We start from the raw sequence: 18,086 nt of genomic DNA, 5'->3' as shown, positions 1-18,086 counted from the left end.
CTCTGTTAACTATCTTAGCATTTTCATGCCCCATCTGACTTGCTATAAACGCGGTGCAGGATGTGGACAGTTGGCGTAATTTGTTACGGTTTCCTCGCTGTGACAAAATGCGTAAGCGATTACAATGCGTTAGTGTACGAATCAACGGGAATATTTAATAAATGAGCAACTTAGCGGATTATGTCAATGCTATAAAAATAGGCAAAAATGTTATTTGTATTGAGGATGTCAGTAAACGGGATGACATGGCTGAAGTTGAGATTATAAATAAGACATGGCTTCATGATTCGGGAGTGGTTATTCGTTATTCTCGCGAAAATGAATTGGTTAAATATTCATCAAATGCCTGTCCGGAATGCAGCATTAGATGGCATGTCGTTGATGCGGCAGGTCAGGATATTCGTCCACTGGAGAAAACGTTTCACAATGCTTGCCAGGAGTCGTACTGGTTAAAAGTAAATCGTCAAACGCATCTCCCGGTGTAAACGCTGGGCTAACCAATCACAGCGATACCAAGCCGCTCCATGAGCAACGATGCCCGGTAGTTGTCTAACTTAACGCCTTGTAAATCAACACCCCGAATATCTAAGTCACCTAACTCCGAATTGGTCAGATCGCAATGTGCGAAGTTTGCTGCTTGCCAGTCGAAAGTAGAAAACTCGCCGCCGGAGAGATCTGAGCCACTGAATGTCGCACCCAGTACCTGAGTCCCCATCCAGCGGTTCTCCCGCAGCTCACACTTTTCCAACACGACTTTCGAAAAATTGGCGTAGCTTAGATGAGGTTATGCGTCAAACCCGCCAGTATGACACTTGCAAATGCGTGCTAGATCTGGTGCTTCTTCAGCAAGGCTCGTAGCTGATGATAAGTGAGACCCAGTAATTCAGCGGCTTTTTTCTGGTTAAATTTAGCCAGCAGTAAGCTGGTTTGTAGAAAGTCTTTCTCTTGTTGCTGCTGGAATTCACGAAGATCCAGCGGTAATGCTACAGATGTTGGTTTTGCTTCCTGCACCTGAGATTCCACGACATGACGGCGGAAGGGGTCAATGATTATCTCATCCAGCGGGTAATCACTGGTCCCATGTCGATAAACGGATCGCTCCACGACGTTTTTCAGTTCACGAATATTGCCCGGCCAACGGTAGTGGAGGAGCGTTTCTCTGGCTTCGGCACTAAACCCTGGAAACAGTGGTAACCCGATCTCGCGGCACATCTGAATGGCAAAATGCTCGGCCATTAACATTATGTCGCTTTGGCGTTCGCGTAACGGTGGGAGTTGCACTACGTCAAAGGCCAGACGATCCAGCAGGTCCGCGCGAAAAGTACCTTCGTTGACCATGCGAGGTAAGTCGGCATTGGTTGCACAAACAAGTCGTACGTTAACCTGCAACGGCTGGCTGCCGCCAACACGTTCCAGCTCTCCATATTCAATAACGCGCAGCAATTTTTCCTGCACCAACATCGGGGCGGTTGCCAGTTCATCGAGAAACAGTGTACCGCCGTCGGCGCGTTCGAAACGTCCAGGATGGCGTTTTTGAGCGCCGGTAAAGGCACCTGCTTCGTGACCAAACAGTTCGGAATCAAGCAAGTTCTCGTTGAGCGCTGCGCAGTTAAGCGAAATAAACGGGCCTTGCCAACGGGTGGACAGATAGTGCAGGCGGTTGGCAATAAGCTCTTTCCCAGTACCTCGCTCACCGATAACCAGGACAGGCTTATCCAGCGGTGCCAGATGAGAAACCTGCTCCAGCACTTCAATAAAGCTGTTTGCTTCACCCAGAAGATTGTCTTTGTATCCTGCCATGATGAAATTCACCATTTGTTAGTGTTATTCACCAATTTACCCTAATTCTCTCGCCAGGTAAAATTAGATATAATTATTAAAATCAATGAGATAAAAAGTTGGCACGCCAAGTGCATTACGAAATCAGCAGGGCTTAGCCCGATATCAGAACAGTAAGTGAGGATTACATTATGGGTATTTTTTCTCGTTTTGCCGACATCGTGAACGCCAACATTAATGCGTTGCTGGAAAAGGCTGAAGATCCGCAGAAGCTGGTGCGGTTAATGATCCAGGAAATGGAAGATACGCTGGTTGAGGTGCGTTCAAACTCCGCACGCGCTCTGGCAGAAAAGAAACAATTATCTCGTCGTATCGAACAGGCCAGCGCGCAACAGGCAGAGTGGCAAGAAAAAGCTGAGCTGGCGCTGCGCAAAGAGAAAGAAGATTTGGCGCGTTCTGCGTTAATCGAAAAACAGAAATTGACTGACCTGATTGCCTCTCTGGAGCATGAAGTCACGCTGGTCGACGATACGCTGGCGCGTATGAAAAAAGAGATTGGTGAGCTGGAAAATAAACTCAGTGAAACCCGTGCTCGTCAGCAGGCACTGATGTTACGTCATCAGGCAGCGAGTTCTTCACGTGATGTTCGTCGTCAACTGGACAGCGGTAAACTTGATGAAGCGATGGCGCGCTTTGAATCTTTCGAGCGTCGTATCGATCAGATGGAAGCTGAGGCTGAAAGCCATAATTTCGGTAAACAGAAGTCCCTGGATCAGCAATTTGCTGACCTGAAAGCAGATGATGAAATCAGCGAGCAGCTGGCGCAACTTAAAGCCAAAATGCAGCAAGACAAGCAATAATAACATCTGGCGGCGCCCGAACGCGCCGCCGCTCATCACCTGTAAGGAGTACTCATGAGCGCGCTATTTCTGGCTATCCCGTTAACTATCTTTGTGTTGTTTGTTTTACCGATTTGGCTCTGGCTGCATTACAGCAACCGTTCCAGTCGTGGCGAACTGTCGCAAAGTGAACAGCAACGTTTGGTCGAACTCAACGATGACGCACAGCGGATGCGCGAGCGCATTCAGGCGCTGGAAGACATCCTTGATGCTGAACATCCAAACTGGAGGGACCGCTAATGGGAGGCGTTAATCTGAACAAAAAACTGTGGCGTATTCCGCAGCAGGGCATGGTGAAGGGGGTTTGTGCAGGTATTGCGCATTATCTCGATGTGCCTGTGAAGCTGGTACGGATCCTGGTGGTGCTGTCAGTCTTTTTTGGTCTGGCCTTTTTCACCTTCGTCGCCTATATCGTGCTGACATTTGTGTTGGATCCGATGCCGGACAATGTGGTTTCCGGCGAGCAGCAGCCATCAAGCGGTGAGCTGTTGGATGCCGTCGATCGCGAGCTGGCGGCTAGTGAAAAGCGTTTGCGTGAAATGGAACGTTATGTGACGTCCGATACTTTTTCCTTACGTAGTCGTTTCCGCCAATTGTGAGGTTAGAAATGAACAATCGCTGGCAACGTGCCGGGCAAAGGGTTAAGCCGGGCTTTAAAATAGCAGGTAAGCTGGTGCTTTTAACGGCGCTTCGCTACGGCCCGGCGGGGGTAGCAGGGTGGGCGGTGAAATCCGTCGCCCGACGCCCGCTAAAAATGCTGCTGGCGTTGGTTCTGGAACCTGTGTTGAGTCGGGCTGCGGCAAAATTGTCGAAACGATATTCCGGTAATCGAACCTGATATTTGAATCAGTAAAAGCAAGCAACAATTAATCAACATTCCCTCAGTTAATTTGCGGCAGCTCACAAATACGATTTTTTGGCTGCCAAAATTCTTTTTTTACCCCCCTTCAGACCACCTCAGCTAATTGACAGCTTATTTTACGCAGAGTAGTCTCTTGGTTCATGGGACCGCTACCACGAGAATCGAAGGTGAACCAAAAAATCCAAAAATGCCTGACAGAAGTTTATGGTCATACATTTACTTCATGCCACTATGAAGCGCTGTTTGCACGTTTAGAGAAATCACAGGGATTAATTAAAAAAATCCGTAAAGCGCATTGGGATGAGGGCGATGTGGTGCTTATTACCTACGCCGATCAATTCCACGGGGTTGGTAAAAAACCGTTGCCGACGTTTAATCAGTTTTATAATGAATGGTTTAAGTCGACATTTTCTCATGTGCATCTTCTGCCATTTTATCCGTGGTCATCGGATGATGGTTTTTCCGTGATTAATTACCATCAGGTTGCCGAAGAAACCGGTGACTGGAATGATATTAAGGAATTAGGTGAGTCCAGTCGACTGATGTTTGATTTTGTTTGTAACCATATGTCAGCTAAAAGCGAGTGGTTTAATAATTATTTGCAACAACTTGACGGTTATGAAAATTTCTTTATTGCAATGGATCCTGATACGGACCTGAGCAACGTCACACGTCCACGCACATTACCGTTACTGACACCATTTACGCTAAAAGATAACACCGTGCGCCATTTATGGACGACGTTCAGCGATGACCAGATCGATCTCAATTATGCCAACCCGGTGGTGTTACTGGCAATGGTCGATGTGCTGCTGAGCTATCTTGAGCAGGGCGCAGATTATGTTCGCCTGGATGCGGTTGGCTTTATGTGGAAAGAGCCTGGAACGAGCTGTATTCATCTGGAAAAAACGCATCAGCTTATCAAACTATTCCGCGCTATTGCGGACTGCGCGGCGCCTGGTACGGCGATTATTACCGAAACCAACGTCCCGCATAAGGATAACGTGTCCTACTACGGTAATGGCCATGATGAAGCGCATATGGTGTACCAGTTCTCGCTGCCGCCGCTGGTGCTGCATGCGGTACAACGCCAGGACACGTCGATATTGTGCCAGTGGGCGCAATCACTGGAGCTGCCGTCTGGTGAGACAACCTGGTTTAATTTTCTCGCATCACATGATGGCATTGGTCTCAACCCATTACGCGGTTTGTTGCCTGAAGACGAGATCATGCGGCTGGTGACAGAACTACAACAGGAAGGTGCGCTGGTTAACTGGAAAAATAATCCTGATGGCAGTCGCAGCCCGTATGAAATTAACGTGACATATATGGATGCGCTAACCCCTGGTAATTGTAGCGATGCCGAACGGTTTTCTCGCTTTATTCTCGCACATGCCATTTTGCTGAGTTTTCCAGGCGTGCCGGCGGTTTACATTCAAAGCATACTTGGATCACGCAATGATTATAAAGGTGTTGAGACGTTCGGTTATAACCGCGCGATCAACCGCAAAAAATATCAGGTGAGACAAATAGAAGCGGAGCTGGCAGATGAAACCAGTTTGCGTCACGCTATTTATCATGAGTTATCCCGACTAATTGTAATACGTCGTAATAATAAAGCATTTCATCCTGATAGTGATTTTCAAATTAACAGTATTACACCAGCCGTAATGCAAATTAAACGTACTGCGGAAACAGGTGAGGAAATTACCGGGTTATTTAATGTCAGCGGTCATACTCAAACCATTTGTATTGATATAGAAAATGGAGTTGATTTGATTGGCGGTAAAACTATTTCCGGTAAGGAATTAACGTTGTACGCCTGGCAGGTCATGTGGGTTAAGTAATAAAAAGGAACATTTCATGCTTAAAGCTAAAATTGTGCTGATTTCAGCACTGGTTTCCTGCGCCCTGGTTTCCGGGTGTAAGGATGATAAAAAGTCCTCTGTCGCGATTGAATTTATGCACTCTTCTGTTGAGCAGGAGCGGCAGGCGGTCATTGCAAAACTGATTGAGCGTTTTGAAAAAGAAAACCCGGGCATCAGCGTCAAACAGGTTCCTGTGGAAGAAGATGCTTACAACACCAAGGTCATCACCCTGGCGCGCAGCGGTTCACTACCTGAAGTCATTGAAACCAGCCATGACTACGCGAAAGTTATGGATAAAGAATCCCTCATCGACCGTAAAGCGGTAGCGCAGGTCATCAACGGTGTAGGTGAGGGTACTTTTTATGATGGTGTCCTGCGTATTGTACGCACTGAAGACGGTAGTGCATGGACCGGGGTTCCGGTCAGCGCCTGGATTGGCGGGATCTGGTACCGCAAAGATGTGCTGGCAAAAGCCGGACTGGAAGAGCCAAAAGACTGGCAGCAATTGCTAAACGTGGCGCAGAAGCTCAACAATCCTGGCAGTAAGAAATACGGCATTGCGCTGCCGACGGCAGAAAGCGTTTTGACCGAACAGTCATTCTCCCAGTTTGCGCTCTCTAACCAGGCCAACGTTTTTGATGCGCAGGGAAAGATTACGCTCGACACACCTGAAATGGCGCAGGCGTTGCAGTATTACCGCCAACTTGCCATGAACACTATGCCTGGCTCGAACGACATCATGGAAGTCAAAGATGCTTTCATGAACGGCACGGCGCCAATGGCGATTTATTCCACCTATATCCTCCCGGCGGTGATCAAAGAGGGCGATCCTAAAAATGTTGGCTTTATGGTGCCGACGGAAAAAAATTCCGCTGTTTACGGCATGCTGACGTCGCTGACCATTACCGCAGGTCAAAAAACCGAAGAAACAGAAGCGGCAGAGAAATTTGTCACCTTTATGGAGCAGGCAGACAACATTGCGGACTGGGTCATGATGTCGCCAGGGGCGGCGCTGCCGGTCAACAAAGCGGTGGTGAATACTTCGACGTGGAAAGATAACGCTGTTATCAAAGCGCTGGGTGAATTACCCGATCAACTGATTGCCGAACTGCCAAATATTCAGGTCTTTGGTGCCGTCGGTGATAAGAACTTTACCCGCATGGGCGACGTAACCGGCTCCGGCATCGTGAGTACCATGGTGCACAACGTCACGGTAGGAAAAGCTGACCTTTCATCGACCATCAAGGCAAGCCAGACAAAACTGGATGACCTCGTTGAACAACGCTAATGGGGAAATGGAAAGCCGTGATGAATAAGTTCTTTTCAGGTCGATCTGATATGCCATTTGCCATGCTGCTGCTGGCGCCCAGCTTGCTGTTATTGGGCGGTTTAGTGGCGTGGCCAATGATATCTAACATCGAAATCAGCTTTATGCGTTTGCCGCTTAATCCGCAAATTGAGTCTACGTTTGTCGGGCTGAGCAACTATATCCGTATCTTATCCGATCCCGGATTCTGGCATTCGCTGTGGATGACGGTCTGGTATACCGCGCTGGTTGTGGCAGGGAGCACGGTGCTGGGGCTGGGAGTGGCGATGTTTTTTAACCGTGAGTTTCGTCTGCGGAAAACTGCGCGCTCACTGGTCATCCTCTCTTACGTAACGCCATCAATTTCGCTGGTGTTTGCCTGGAAATACATGTTCAACAACGGCTACGGCATTGTGAACTACCTCGGCGTGGATCTGTTGCATCTCTACGATCAGGCTCCGCTGTGGTTCGACAATCCCGGTAGCAGCTTCGCGCTGGTCGTGTTGTTCGCCATCTGGCGCTACTTCCCGTATGCCTTTATCTCGTTTCTGGCGATTTTACAGACTATTGATAAATCGTTGTATGAGGCGGCAGAAATGGATGGCGCGAACGCCTGGCAACGGTTTCGCATCGTCACGCTGCCAGCGATCATGCCGGTACTGGCGACCGTAGTCACACTGCGTACGATCTGGATGTTTTATATGTTCGCCGATGTTTATCTGCTGACCACTAAAGTCGATATTCTCGGGGTCTATCTCTATAAAACAGCGTTTGCATTTAATGACTTAGGAAAAGCGGCCGCGATTTCTGTTGTCCTCTTCGTCATCATTTTCGCTGTTATCCTGCTGACCAGAAAACGGGTGAACCTCAATGGCAACAAATAAGCGCACGCTTGGCCGCATTGGCTTTTACTGTGGATTAATTGTCTTCCTGGGCATCACGCTATTTCCATTTTTTGTGATGCTGATGACCTCATTTAAAAGCGCAAAAGAGGCGATTTCGCTGCATCCGACGCTGTTACCGCAGCAATGGACGCTGGAACATTACATCGACATCTTCAACCCGATGATTTTCCCGTTTGTTGACTACTTCCGTAATAGCCTGGTGGTATCGGTGACTTCTTCGGTGGTGGCGGTATTTCTGGGCGTGCTCGGGGCGTATGCGCTTTCCCGCCTGCGTTTTAAGGGACGAATGACCATCAATGCCAGTTTTTACACGGTGTACATGTTTTCGGGGATCCTGCTGGTGGTGCCGTTATTCAAGATCATTACGGCACTCGGCATCTACGACACCGAAATGGCGTTGATTATCACTATGGTCACCCAGACGCTGCCGACCGCAGTGTTCATGTTGAAAAGCTATTTCGACACCATTCCGGATGAGATCGAAGAAGCCGCGATGATGGATGGGTTGAACCGTCTGCAGATCATCTTTCGTATTACCGTGCCGTTGGCAATGTCTGGTCTGGTTTCGGTCTTTGTGTACTGCTTTATGGTGGCGTGGAATGACTATCTGTTTGCTTCGATTTTCCTTTCCAGCGCCAGCAATTTTACCTTACCGGTCGGTCTGAACGCGCTGTTCAGTACACCTGACTATATCTGGGGACGCATGATGGCTGCATCGTTAGTCACTGCATTGCCGGTGGTCATTATGTATGCGCTTTCCGAACGTTTTATTAAAAGTGGTTTGACCGCTGGCGGCGTGAAAGGCTAAGCGGCCAGTTTAATTAAGGAGTTGTAAATGAAGAAGTTAGTTGCCACAGAACCGCGCGTTGCAGCGCTGGTGGAATATGAAGACAGAGCGGTATCCGCCAATGAAGTTAAAGTTCGCGTTAAATTTGGCGCGCCGAAACATGGCACGGAAGTAGTCGATTTTCGCGCTGCCAGCCCGTTTATTGACGAAGATTTTAACGGTGAATGGCAAATGTTTATGCCGCGTCCGGAAGAGGCACCACGCGGGATCGAATTCGGTAAATTCCAGCTTGGCAATATGGTGGTGGGCGATGTTATTGAGTGTGGCAGCGATGTGACCGAATACGCCGTTGGTGATTCAGTTTGCGGCTACGGTCCTCTGGCTGAAACGGTTATTTTTAATGCGGTGAACAACTACAAACTACGCAAAATGCCTGAAGGCAGTTCGTGGAAAAATGCCGTGTGCTATGACCCGGCACAGTTCGCCATGAGCGGTGTGCGCGACGCCAATGTGCGCGTCGGTGACTTTGTGGTCGTCGTGGGCTTAGGCGCAATTGGCCAGATTGCCGTGCAACTGGCTAAGAAAGCGGGAGCCTCAGTGGTCATCGGCGTGGATCCGATTGCCCATCGCTGCGATATCGCGCGTCGCCATGGCGCGGATTTCTGTCTGAATCCGATTGGCACCGATGTAGGCATGGAAATTAAGAAGCTGACCGGTAAGCAGGGCGCAGATGTGATCATCGAAACCAGTGGCTATGCAGATGCGCTGCAGTCGGCGTTACGCGGTCTGGCCTATGGTGGAACCATTTCCTATGTCGCTTTCGCGAAACCTTTTGCTGAAGGTTTCAACCTGGGGCGTGAAGCGCACTTCAACAACGCCAAAATTGTCTTCTCTCGCGCCTGCAGTGAACCGAATCCAGATTATCCGCGCTGGAGCCGCAAGCGTATTGAGGAGACCTGCTGGGAACTGTTGATGAACGGTTACCTGAACTGTGAAGAACTGATCGACCCGGTAGTGACTTTCGCCAGCAGCCCGGAAAGCTATATGCAGTATGTCGATCGCCATCCGGAAAAGAGCATCAAAATGGGTGTGACGTTTTAATTAAGGAATGCAGAAGATGAAAATTGGAACACAGAATCAGGCTTTTTTCCCGGAAAATATTCTCGAGAAATTCCGTTACATCAAAGAGATGGGATTCGACGGTTTTGAAATTGACGGTAAGTTGCTGGTCAATAACCTTGATGAAGTAAAAGCGGCGGTCAAAGAAACAGGTTTGCCTGTTACCACTGCGTGTGGAGGATATGACGGTTGGATCGGTGATTTTATCGAAGAGCGTCGTTTAAACGGGTTGCGGCAGATTACCCGCATTCTCGAAGCGCTGGCCGAAGTTGGCGGACAAGGCATTATTGTACCTGCTGCATGGGGCATGTTTACCTTCCGCCTACCGCCGATGACCTCTCCGCGTAGCCAGGAAGGCGATCGTAAAGCTATCAGTGATTCATTGATTTATCTTGATAAAGTTGCCCAGCGTACGGGTACGGTGGTGTATCTGGAACCGCTCAACCGCTATCAGGATCATATGATCAACACCCTGGCGGATGCCCGTCGCTATATCGTGGAAAATAATCTGAAGCATGTGCAAATCATTGGTGATTTTTACCATATGAATATCGAAGAAGACGATATGGCACAGGCGCTGCACGACAATCGCGATCTGCTGGGTCACGTCCATATTGCGGATAACCATCGTTATCAGCCGGGAAGCGGTACGCTGGATTTCACTGCACTGTTTGACCAGTTACGTGAAGATAATTATCAGGGCTACGTTGTGTACGAAGGGCGCGTACGAGCAGAGAATCTGCCGGAAGCGTATCGTCAGTCACTGGCCTGGCTGCGTACTTGCTAAGAGGATTTCCGTGAAAAGTGCACTGACAAGCGCTCCGTTACGTGTCGCCATTATTGGTGCCGGGCAGGTGGCGGATAAAGTTCATGCTTCGTACTACTGCACCCGCAACGATCTGGAACTGGTGGCTGTCTGCGACAGCCGCCTGTCACAGGCGCGGTTGTTTGCAGAAAAATACGGTAATCCGCAGGTTTGGGACGATCCGCAAACGATGTTACGCGAAGCTAAGCCAGGTATCGTCAGCATCTGCTCGCCCAATCGCTTTCATTATGAACACACCATGTTGGCATTGAACGCTGGATGCCATGTGATGTGCGAGAAACCTCCGGCAATGACGCCAGACGAGGCGTTGGAAATGTGTAAAACGGCGCGTCGGGTGGGAAAAGTACTGGCTTATGATTTTCATCATCGTTTTGCGCTGGATACGCAACTACTTCGTGAGCAGGTGATGGCCGGTATTCTGGGTGAAATCTATGTCACCAATGTCCGCGCTTTGCGCCGCTGCGGCGTGCCCGGCTGGGGAGTGTTTACCAACAAAGAACTGCAGGGCGGCGGGCCGCTGATTGATCTCGGTATTCATATGCTTGATGCCGCCATGTATGTGCTGGGGTTCCCGGCGGTAAAGCGTGTTAACGCGCACAGCTATCAACGCATTGGCACGATTAAAAACAGCGGTCAGTTTGGGAAATGGGATCCCACTACATATACCGTGGAGGATTCTTTGTTCGGCACGATTGAATTTCATAACGGCGGTATCCTGCGCCTGGAAACCTCTTTCGCGCTGAATATTCCTGAACAATCGATTATGAACGTTAATTTCTGCGGCGATTTGGCGGGGGCGACGTTATTCCCGGCCCAGGTTTACACCGACCGTGATGGTACGCTTGACGTGCTGCTTGCGCGCGAGATGGCTGATGACAACCGTCATTATCGCAGCATGGAAGCCTTCGTTAACCATGTCCAGGGCGAGCCTGTCACTATTGCTGACGCAGAGCAGGGCGTCGTTATTCAACAACTGGTTGCCGCACTGTACCAATCGGCTGAAACAGGGACCTACGTAGACTTATGACGAAGCCAGTAATGCTAACTGAACCGGCTTTTTGCCCACACAGCCTGAATAAATATGCGTCACTCATGACGACCGGTAACGGGTATATGGGAATTCGCGCCAGCCACGAGGAAGCTTACACCTTACAGACTCGTGGCATGTATCTGGCTGGGTTGTATCACCGTGCGGGTAAAGGCGAAATTAATGAACTGGTTAATCTACCCGATGTAGTCGGAGTGGAGATCACGCTTAATGGCGAGATTTTCTCGCTAACCAGCGGCGTGATTGAAAGCTGGCATCGCGAACTGGATTTTGCCAGCGGGGAATTGCGCCGTGCGCTTATCTGGCATGCGCCTGGCGGGGCGCGTTTCGCTATTGAGAGTCGGCGGTTTGTCTCAGCACAGAAGCTGCCGCTGTTTGCTATGGAAGTGGTCGTAACGCCGCTGGATGCCGATGCCAGCATTGGTATCTCAACCGGTATTGATGCCACGATCACCAATCATGGTCGTCAGCATCTGGATGAAACACAGATTAGAGTATTTGGTCAGTATCTTCTGCAGGGCATTTACACAACCCAGGACAATCGCAACGATATCGCGATCACCTCATATTGTGACGTCGACGGCGCAGCGCAGCGCTGCTTCACCGCGAAAGAACGTCGGTTGTTACAACACAACACCGTGCAGGCGCAAGCCGGGCAGCGCGTCACGCTGACGAAAATGAGTTGGGTTGACTGGACGAGCGAACGCAACCTGTCGCTTGAGACCTGGGGACGCCAGTCGCTGCGTAACATTGAAGCATGCGCGCAACAGGGATATGACGCTCTGTTGGCTGAGTCGAGCGCCAACTGGCATGCCTGGTGGCAAACTCGTCGCGTTCAGGTTACCAGCTCTGATATTAGCGATCAGCGCGCGCTGGACTATGCCCTCTATCATCTGCGTGTGATGACCCCAGACCATGATGAGCGCAGCAGTATTGCGGCCAAAGGTCTGACGGGTGAAGGGTATAAAGGCCACATCTTCTGGGATACTGAGGTGTTTTTGTTACCGTTTCACTTGTTTACCGAACCGAAAACCGCGAGAAGTCTATTGCGTTACCGCTGGCATAATTTGCCGGGCGCGCGTGAGAAAGCCCGCCGTAACGGTTGGCAGGGCGCGTTGTTCCCGTGGGAAAGCGCTCGCAGCGGTGATGAGGAAACGCCTGAATTCGCGGCGATCAACATCCGTACCGGGCTGCGGCAAAAAGTGGCCTCCGCACAGGCTGAACATCACCTCGTGGCGGATGTTGCCTGGGCGGTAATCAATTACTGGCATGCCACAGGGGATCTAAACTTCATGACCCGTGAGGGCATGACGCTACTGCTGGAAACGGCGAAGTTCTGGATTAGCAGGGCTGTCATGGTCAACGATCGTTTAGAGATCCACGATGTGATTGGCCCGGATGAATACACTGAGCATGTGAACAACAATGCGTTCACCAACTACATGGCCTGGTACAACGTAGAGCAGGCGCTGGGTTTTGCCCGTCGGTTGGGCTGTGGCGATGACACGTTTATTCATCGCGCAGAGCATTTTTTACAGTATCTCTGGCGACCGGAAGTGCAGCCCGATGGCGTGCTTCCTCAGGATGATACCTTCCTGAACAAACCGGTTATCGATCTGTCGCAGTACAAAGCCAAAGCGGGCAAGCAGACCATTTTGCTCGATTACTCCCGTGCAGAAGTCAATGAGATGCAAATTCTCAAACAGGCTGATGTCGTGATGCTGACCTACATGTTGCCGGAGCAATTTAGCCCGCAAACCTGTCTGGCTAACCTGCGTTATTACGAGCCACGTACGATTCACGACTCCTCTTTGAGTAAGGCGATTCACGGGATTGTGGCTGCGCGTTGTGGTGATTCGGCTCAGGGGTATCGGTTTTGGCGCGAAGGTTCGCTAATCGATCTCGGGGATGACCCGCACAGCTGCGATGATGGTATTCATGCGGCGGCAACGGGCGCAATCTGGTTGGGCGCTATCCAGGGATTTGCCGGAGTGAATGTTCGCCATGGGGAGTTACATCTTGCCCCTGCATTACCGGAACATTGGCAAACACTGTCTTTCCCACTGCGCTGGCAGGGTATCGATTTGCAGGTAACCATCAATGCAACTGAAATCCGTATTAACAGCGCCGAGCAGATTACTCTTTGGGTAAAAGGGGAAGAGATCTCTGTTCAGGGGGAGATAGTTATCTGCAATAACGCCATTATTTCGCCCACTTATGGGACCGCTACCACGAAAGGGGATGATGAATGATCCTCAAACCACAGGCCATCATTTTTGATTTAGATGGCGTGATTACCGACACTGCACATCTGCATTTTCTCGCCTGGCGGCAGGTAGCCGGTGAAATAGGGATTGCGATTAACGAGGCATTTAATGACAGCCTGAAAGGGATTAGTCGCGGCGAATCGCTACAGCGTATTTTGCAATATGGCGGGAAAGCGGGGGAGTTTACACCTGAGGTTTGCGCACAATTGGCCGAGAGAAAAAACAGACTGTATGTCCATTCTTTGCGCCAGTTGACGGTGAACTCGGTATTGCCGGGAATACGTGAGCTGCTGATGACGTTGCGGGAAGAGCGGATTCCGGTGGGGCTGGCCTCTGTGTCGCTCAATGCCCCTGCGATTTTACAAGCGCTTGATCTTAAATCTTATTTTGATTTCTGTGCGGATGCCGCGCTAATTTCTCGCTCGAAACCGGATCCGGAGATTTTTCTGGCAGCCTGTGCGGGCCTTGGCGCTGACCCGCAGCAGTGTATTGGCATAGAAGATGCTCAGGCGGGTATTGATGCGATCAACGCCTGCGGCATGCTCTCTGTTGGCATTGGTACGGGGCTGAACGGAGCAAGCTTGCAACTTCCTTCAACCGAATTTCTGACGTGGCCGTGCTTATCGGCTCTCTGGCAACACGACAAGTAAAGGATTCAACATGGCACAGCTTTCGTTGCAACACATTCAAAAAATTTACGACAACCAGGTACACGTCGTTAAAGACTTCAATCTGGAAATTGAAGACAAAGAGTTTATTGTTTTTGTTGGCCCTTCAGGCTGTGGGAAGTCAACGACGTTGCGCATGATCGCCGGTCTGGAGGAGATCAGCGGTGGCGATCTGCTGATTGACGGTAAACGGATGAACGATGTGCCGGCGAAATCGCGCAACATTGCGATGGTCTTTCAGAACTATGCGTTGTACCCGCACATGACAGTCTATGACAACATGGCGTTTGGCCTGAAAATGCAGAAAATTGCCCCTGCAGTGATTGAGGAACGTGTCAACTGGGCGGCGCAAATCCTTGGCCTGCGCGATTATCTGCAACGTAAACCGGGTGCGTTATCCGGTGGTCAGCGTCAACGAGTGGCACTTGGGCGTGCGATTGTTCGTGAGGCAGGGGTCTTCCTGATGGATGAACCCTTATCGAATCTCGATGCCAAACTTCGCGTACAGATGCGGGCAGAAATAAGCAAGCTGCATCAGAAACTCAATACCACCATGATATATGTTACCCACGATCAAACAGAAGCCATGACGATGGCGACGCGTATTGTGATTATGAAGGATGGTATTGTTCAGCAGGTCGGTGCGCCGAAAACAGTTTATAACCACCCAGCAAATATGTTTGTCGCAGGATTTATTGGCTCACCGGCCATGAACTTTATTCGTGGCGCGATTGACGGTGATAAGTTTGTTACTGAAACACTAAAATTAACGATTCCAGAGAATAAATTAGCACAATTAAAAACGCAGGGTTATGAACATCAGGCGATCACGCTGGGTATTCGCCCTGAGGATATCCATCCGCAGCTTAATAATGAAAATAGTGTATCGGCAAAAATTAGCGTTGCAGAACTCACTGGCGCTGAATTTATGCTTTATACCATTGTTGGGGGGCATGAGTTGGTGGTCCGTGCCGGTGCAGTGAATGATTATCACGCAGGAGAAAATATCACTATTCATTTTGATATGGCGAAATGCCATTTCTTTGATGCTGAAACTGAAGTGGCTATTCAATAAAATTTCGGGGGGTATCCCCCCCAAGCCTTGGGGCATTTTTGCGAGTATTTTAACAAGGAATAATAATGAAAACCCTACTGTCCGCGACTGCGCTGATTATCAGCGCAGGAATGGCCTGTGCGCAGGCTGCTGAAAAGAATGACTGGCACTTTAATATTGGTGCTATGTACGAAATAGAAAATGTTGAAGGTCAGGGCGAAGATATGGATGGGCTGGCTGAGCCGTCCGTCTATTTTAATGCGTCCAATGGGCCGTGGAAAATATCGCTGGCCTATTACCAGGAAGGACCGGTTGATTACAGCGAGGGTAAGCGCGGTACGTGGTTTGACCGCCCTGAACTGGAAGTCCGCTATCAATTCCTTGAAAGCGAAAATGTTAATTTCGGCCTGACCGGTGGCTTCCGTAATTACGGTTATCACTATGTCAATGAACCCGGAAAAGACACAGCTAATATGCAGCTCTGGAAAGTGCAGCCAGATTGGGATGTTAAACTTACCGATGACCTGCGCTTTAGCGGCTGGTTTGCGATGTATCAATTCGTTAATGATTTGAGCACCACCGGCTACTCTGATAGCCGCGTCGAAAGTGAGAGCGGGTTGAATTATACGTTTAACGAAACAGTAGGGTTAACGGTCAACTATTACCTTGAACGCGGCTTTAATCTGGCAGATTCGCGTAATAATGGTGAGTTCTCAACCCAGGAAATTCGTGCTTATCTGCCTCTGTCCTTCGGCAATACAACCCTGACGCCGTATACCCGTATCGGGCTTGATCGCTGGTCAAACTGGGACTGGCAGGATGATCCTGAACGCGAAGGCCATGATTTCAATCGCCTCGGTTTACTGTATGCGTATGATTTCCAGAACGGTTTATCAATGTCTCTGGAGTATGCTTATGAGTGGGAAGATCATGACGAAGGTGAAAGCGACAGGTTCCATTATGCTGGTATAGGCGTGAACTACGCATTCTAAAAATGAACAGGGCATTATTATGCCCCTGTTTTTACACCAGTGAATCGGCCAACGATATTTGCGTGCTCACCGTGATATTCTGTAATCCTTTTTCACCTGCAATCAGATTAAATAATAAATTACAACTTTGTTCACCCAACTGCTGAGTAGGTACATCAATTCCACCAGGAACTGGTGTGAGCATAAAAGAAAGTAGCTCATTACTATAGCCTACAACGGCAAGTTGCTTTGGAATGGAAATGTTTTTCTCGGCCGCTACGCGATATAAACTCATTAACTTCAAGCTGTCTGTCGCAAATACGGCATCGGGTAACGGTTGCTGACTAAGTAATTTTCGAGAAGCAAGTAGGGCGGTTTCATGAGTATACCCCCCGTCAATAACCCACTCATCGCGCATTTTAATATTATGTGCCTGAAGGCTGGATTTATAACCGTTAACGCGATCGATAGAAACATGAACGTCAAGCGGTGCATGCAAACAGGCTATATTACGGTGGCCACTCTCAATCAGCGCATTTGTCAGCGTAATACTGTCGCGATAATTATCGGTGTCTACAGAATAGACATTAGTGTAGTCACCTTCAACCTTCCCGATAACCACAACCGGGACGTTGTATTTATCCAACCGAGCAAAAAATGATTCATCGGCAGGAGAGCTCAGCATAATGATCCCTTTGATCAACTTCTGCTTAATTTTGCTCTCACATTTTTGTAAATCATCTTCGGTGCTTCGCGACGTCTGTAATATGACATCAAAACCGACTTCTTCAGCCTTGGCAGTAATTGCATGCAACACTTCAGAGAAAAACGGATTACCGGCAGTTGTTTTTGCAGAACGGGTAGATATCACCATTATTGCATCAAACCCGGAAGAGGTAAGCGCGCGAGCAAGCTTATTAGGCTGATACTGTAACTCATCAATTGCGCGCAGCACCTTTTCAAGCGCCTCCGGCGAGATGTTGGTTTGCTTATTAAGCACGCGCGATACCGTGGATTTTGATACGCCAGCGGCTCGTGCAATATCATAAATGGTAGGAGACATAGATCCCAAGCTCCGTCCGAGAGTCAATGGCGGACATATTATGGAGTTAAGTGGCGAATGACAACAATCTCGGAATGCGGGTAGGAAAATCAAAAGGCTAATCGCACTATGTGCGTGCTGAGGAACAATCGTCCACGGGTGCGGACGGTGATAATGCGGTCGCAATATTTTCTTAAGAACTGGCGTATAGTGTAGGGGTTAAATCCAACTATCAGTCAGGAAGATATTATGTTGAAGAAAAGCGTATTAGCGTTGGCACTGGTTATTGGCATGCCGGTTTATGCTGCCGAGCACTGGATTGATGTTCGCGTTCCTGAACAGTACCAACAGCAGCATATTCAGGGGGCTGTCAACATCCCGTTAAAAGAGATCAAGGCGCGTATCGTAACTGAAGTTCCAGATAAGAACGATACCGTGAAGCTCTATTGCAACTCCGGGCGTCAATCAGGGCAGGCGAAAGATATGCTGACTGAAATGGGCTACACGCAGGTGACCAACGAAGGTGGCATCAATCAGATAGCGCTTCCTAAAGTAGAGAATAAATAAACCGCCCACATTCATTCTGCTACAGGCGGTAAGAATAATGCCGCCTGATACAGCTCAGGTAGTTGATAAGTAAGAATTGCCCCCTATCTTTACTCCCTGTTTGTTATAATTTCTTCGG

The 18,086-nt window shown here is 49.2% G+C and carries 19 protein-coding genes and 1 pseudogene; 17 read left to right on the top strand and 3 right to left on the bottom strand.

Features of this window, described 5'->3' with window-relative positions:
• The first annotated feature begins 161 nt into the window (after positions 1 to 161).
• A complete protein-coding gene (locus WN16_RS16320; RefSeq protein ID WP_044700125.1) occupies positions 162 to 485 on the top strand; it encodes a hypothetical protein in 324 nt (107 codons plus the stop codon).
• 8 nt (positions 486 to 493) lie between these two features.
• Here the strand turns inward: WN16_RS16320 and WN16_RS16315 are convergent.
• Together WN16_RS16315 and pspF are read right to left on the bottom strand one after the other, a co-directional pair.
• A pseudogene (locus WN16_RS16315) lies at positions 494 to 781 on the bottom strand (pentapeptide repeat-containing protein); the annotation flags it as partial.
• Positions 782 to 825: 44 nt separating this feature from the next.
• Positions 826 to 1,815 (bottom strand): phage shock protein operon transcriptional activator, encoded by a 990-nt coding sequence (gene pspF, locus WN16_RS16310; protein WP_161799276.1) that lies wholly within the window; start codon positions 1,813 to 1,815, stop codon positions 826 to 828.
• A 155-nt stretch (positions 1,816 to 1,970) separates the two neighbouring features.
• On the opposite strand from pspF, the gene pspA reads away from it, so the two are divergent.
• The 15 genes from pspA (at position 1,971) to WN16_RS16235 (ending at position 16,380) form a co-directional block, all read left to right on the top strand.
• Positions 1,971 to 2,639 (top strand): phage shock protein PspA, encoded by a 669-nt coding sequence (pspA, locus tag WN16_RS16305; RefSeq protein WP_003020532.1) that lies wholly within the window; start codon positions 1,971 to 1,973, stop codon positions 2,637 to 2,639.
• 54 nt (positions 2,640 to 2,693) lie between these two features.
• Entirely contained in the window at positions 2,694 to 2,918 is a 225-nt protein-coding gene (gene pspB / locus WN16_RS16300; protein ID WP_003020509.1) for an envelope stress response membrane protein PspB, read from the top strand.
• Positions 2,918 to 3,277 (top strand): envelope stress response membrane protein PspC, encoded by a 360-nt coding sequence (pspC, locus tag WN16_RS16295; protein ID WP_003020497.1) that lies wholly within the window; start codon positions 2,918 to 2,920, stop codon positions 3,275 to 3,277. Before pspB ends, pspC begins: the two co-directional genes overlap by 1 nt.
• 8 nt (positions 3,278 to 3,285) lie before the next feature.
• A complete protein-coding gene (pspD, locus tag WN16_RS16290) occupies positions 3,286 to 3,516 on the top strand; it encodes a phage shock protein PspD (RefSeq protein ID WP_003020493.1) in 231 nt (76 codons plus the stop codon).
• Positions 3,517 to 3,680: 164 nt separating this feature from the next.
• Entirely contained in the window at positions 3,681 to 5,387 is a 1,707-nt protein-coding gene (locus WN16_RS16285; protein ID WP_071682003.1) for a sugar phosphorylase, read from the top strand.
• A 16-nt stretch (positions 5,388 to 5,403) separates the two neighbouring features.
• On the top strand, positions 5,404 to 6,696 hold the full coding sequence (locus tag WN16_RS16280) for an ABC transporter substrate-binding protein (protein ID WP_003840753.1): 1,293 nt from the start codon (positions 5,404 to 5,406) through the stop codon (positions 6,694 to 6,696).
• Positions 6,697 to 6,716: 20 nt separating this feature from the next.
• Positions 6,717 to 7,598, top strand: a complete 882-nt coding sequence (locus WN16_RS16275; RefSeq protein WP_003840754.1) for a sugar ABC transporter permease — start codon at positions 6,717 to 6,719, stop codon at positions 7,596 to 7,598.
• Positions 7,585 to 8,427, top strand: a complete 843-nt coding sequence (locus tag WN16_RS16270) for a carbohydrate ABC transporter permease (RefSeq protein ID WP_003020474.1) — start codon at positions 7,585 to 7,587, stop codon at positions 8,425 to 8,427. Before WN16_RS16275 ends, WN16_RS16270 begins: the two co-directional genes overlap by 14 nt.
• Before the next feature lie 27 nt (positions 8,428 to 8,454).
• On the top strand, positions 8,455 to 9,507 hold the full coding sequence (locus WN16_RS16265) for a zinc-binding alcohol dehydrogenase (RefSeq protein ID WP_003843972.1): 1,053 nt from the start codon (positions 8,455 to 8,457) through the stop codon (positions 9,505 to 9,507).
• A 16-nt stretch (positions 9,508 to 9,523) separates the two neighbouring features.
• Complete coding sequence (locus WN16_RS16260; RefSeq protein ID WP_044700120.1) at positions 9,524 to 10,312, top strand: sugar phosphate isomerase/epimerase; 789 nt, start codon at positions 9,524 to 9,526, stop codon at positions 10,310 to 10,312.
• Positions 10,313 to 10,322: 10 nt separating this feature from the next.
• Positions 10,323 to 11,378 carry a Gfo/Idh/MocA family oxidoreductase gene (locus WN16_RS16255; protein WP_044700118.1) on the top strand — a complete coding sequence of 352 codons (1,056 nt, stop codon included), beginning with the start codon at positions 10,323 to 10,325 and terminating at the stop codon, positions 11,376 to 11,378.
• Complete coding sequence (locus WN16_RS16250; RefSeq protein WP_129994014.1) at positions 11,375 to 13,651, top strand: glycoside hydrolase family 65 protein; 2,277 nt, start codon at positions 11,375 to 11,377, stop codon at positions 13,649 to 13,651. Before WN16_RS16255 ends, WN16_RS16250 begins: the two co-directional genes overlap by 4 nt.
• Positions 13,648 to 14,316 carry a beta-phosphoglucomutase gene (gene pgmB / locus WN16_RS16245; protein WP_016150319.1) on the top strand — a complete coding sequence of 223 codons (669 nt, stop codon included), beginning with the start codon at positions 13,648 to 13,650 and terminating at the stop codon, positions 14,314 to 14,316. Before WN16_RS16250 ends, pgmB begins: the two co-directional genes overlap by 4 nt.
• A 10-nt stretch (positions 14,317 to 14,326) precedes the next feature.
• The gene (locus tag WN16_RS16240) at positions 14,327 to 15,409 is read left to right on the top strand and encodes an ABC transporter ATP-binding protein (RefSeq protein ID WP_044700116.1); all 1,083 of its coding nucleotides are present in this window, start codon (positions 14,327 to 14,329) and stop codon (positions 15,407 to 15,409) included.
• Between the two features lie 65 nt (positions 15,410 to 15,474).
• Positions 15,475 to 16,380, top strand: coding sequence for an OmpG family monomeric porin (locus tag WN16_RS16235; protein ID WP_088169095.1), 906 nt, complete (start codon positions 15,475 to 15,477; stop codon positions 16,378 to 16,380).
• 31 nt (positions 16,381 to 16,411) lie between these two features.
• On the opposite strand, the gene WN16_RS16230 is transcribed toward WN16_RS16235, so the two are convergent.
• On the bottom strand, positions 16,412 to 17,422 hold the full coding sequence (locus tag WN16_RS16230) for a LacI family DNA-binding transcriptional regulator (protein ID WP_003840773.1): 1,011 nt from the start codon (positions 17,420 to 17,422) through the stop codon (positions 16,412 to 16,414).
• Between the two features lie 228 nt (positions 17,423 to 17,650).
• Here WN16_RS16230 and pspE point away from each other — a divergent pair, with 228 nt between their 5' ends.
• Complete coding sequence (pspE, locus tag WN16_RS16225; protein WP_003020447.1) at positions 17,651 to 17,968, top strand: thiosulfate sulfurtransferase PspE; 318 nt, start codon at positions 17,651 to 17,653, stop codon at positions 17,966 to 17,968.
• Positions 17,969 to 18,086: the final 118 nt, after the last annotated feature.

This window comes from Citrobacter sp. ABFQG, from assembly GCF_004322975.1.
Taxonomy (GTDB): Bacteria; Pseudomonadota; Gammaproteobacteria; order Enterobacterales; family Enterobacteriaceae; genus Citrobacter; species Citrobacter freundii.
The sequence above is the reverse complement of the archived record's forward strand: the minus strand, read 5'-3'. Positions and strand labels throughout refer to the sequence as shown.

What these genes read in the sequence shown, in the direction of transcription:
- WN16_RS16320 (WP_044700125.1), top strand. Translation starts at nt 162, where the DNA reads ATGAGCAACTTAGCGGATTATGTCAATGCTATAAAAATAGGCAAAAAT.
- pspF (WP_161799276.1), bottom strand. Translation starts at nt 1,815, where the DNA reads ATGGTGAATTTCATCATGGCAGGATACAAAGACAATCTTCTGGGTGAA.
- pspA (WP_003020532.1), top strand. Translation starts at nt 1,971, where the DNA reads ATGGGTATTTTTTCTCGTTTTGCCGACATCGTGAACGCCAACATTAAT.
- pspB (WP_003020509.1), top strand. Translation starts at nt 2,694, where the DNA reads ATGAGCGCGCTATTTCTGGCTATCCCGTTAACTATCTTTGTGTTGTTT.
- pspC (WP_003020497.1), top strand. Translation starts at nt 2,918, where the DNA reads ATGGGAGGCGTTAATCTGAACAAAAAACTGTGGCGTATTCCGCAGCAG.
- pspD (WP_003020493.1), top strand. Translation starts at nt 3,286, where the DNA reads ATGAACAATCGCTGGCAACGTGCCGGGCAAAGGGTTAAGCCGGGCTTT.
- WN16_RS16285 (WP_071682003.1), top strand. Translation starts at nt 3,681, where the DNA reads ATGGGACCGCTACCACGAGAATCGAAGGTGAACCAAAAAATCCAAAAA.
- WN16_RS16280 (WP_003840753.1), top strand. Translation starts at nt 5,404, where the DNA reads ATGCTTAAAGCTAAAATTGTGCTGATTTCAGCACTGGTTTCCTGCGCC.
- WN16_RS16275 (WP_003840754.1), top strand. Translation starts at nt 6,717, where the DNA reads ATGAATAAGTTCTTTTCAGGTCGATCTGATATGCCATTTGCCATGCTG.
- WN16_RS16270 (WP_003020474.1), top strand. Translation starts at nt 7,585, where the DNA reads ATGGCAACAAATAAGCGCACGCTTGGCCGCATTGGCTTTTACTGTGGA.
- WN16_RS16265 (WP_003843972.1), top strand. Translation starts at nt 8,455, where the DNA reads ATGAAGAAGTTAGTTGCCACAGAACCGCGCGTTGCAGCGCTGGTGGAA.
- WN16_RS16260 (WP_044700120.1), top strand. Translation starts at nt 9,524, where the DNA reads ATGAAAATTGGAACACAGAATCAGGCTTTTTTCCCGGAAAATATTCTC.
- WN16_RS16250 (WP_129994014.1), top strand. Translation starts at nt 11,375, where the DNA reads ATGACGAAGCCAGTAATGCTAACTGAACCGGCTTTTTGCCCACACAGC.
- pgmB (WP_016150319.1), top strand. Translation starts at nt 13,648, where the DNA reads ATGATCCTCAAACCACAGGCCATCATTTTTGATTTAGATGGCGTGATT.
- WN16_RS16240 (WP_044700116.1), top strand. Translation starts at nt 14,327, where the DNA reads ATGGCACAGCTTTCGTTGCAACACATTCAAAAAATTTACGACAACCAG.
- WN16_RS16235 (WP_088169095.1), top strand. Translation starts at nt 15,475, where the DNA reads ATGAAAACCCTACTGTCCGCGACTGCGCTGATTATCAGCGCAGGAATG.
- WN16_RS16230 (WP_003840773.1), bottom strand. Translation starts at nt 17,422, where the DNA reads ATGTCTCCTACCATTTATGATATTGCACGAGCCGCTGGCGTATCAAAA.
- pspE (WP_003020447.1), top strand. Translation starts at nt 17,651, where the DNA reads ATGTTGAAGAAAAGCGTATTAGCGTTGGCACTGGTTATTGGCATGCCG.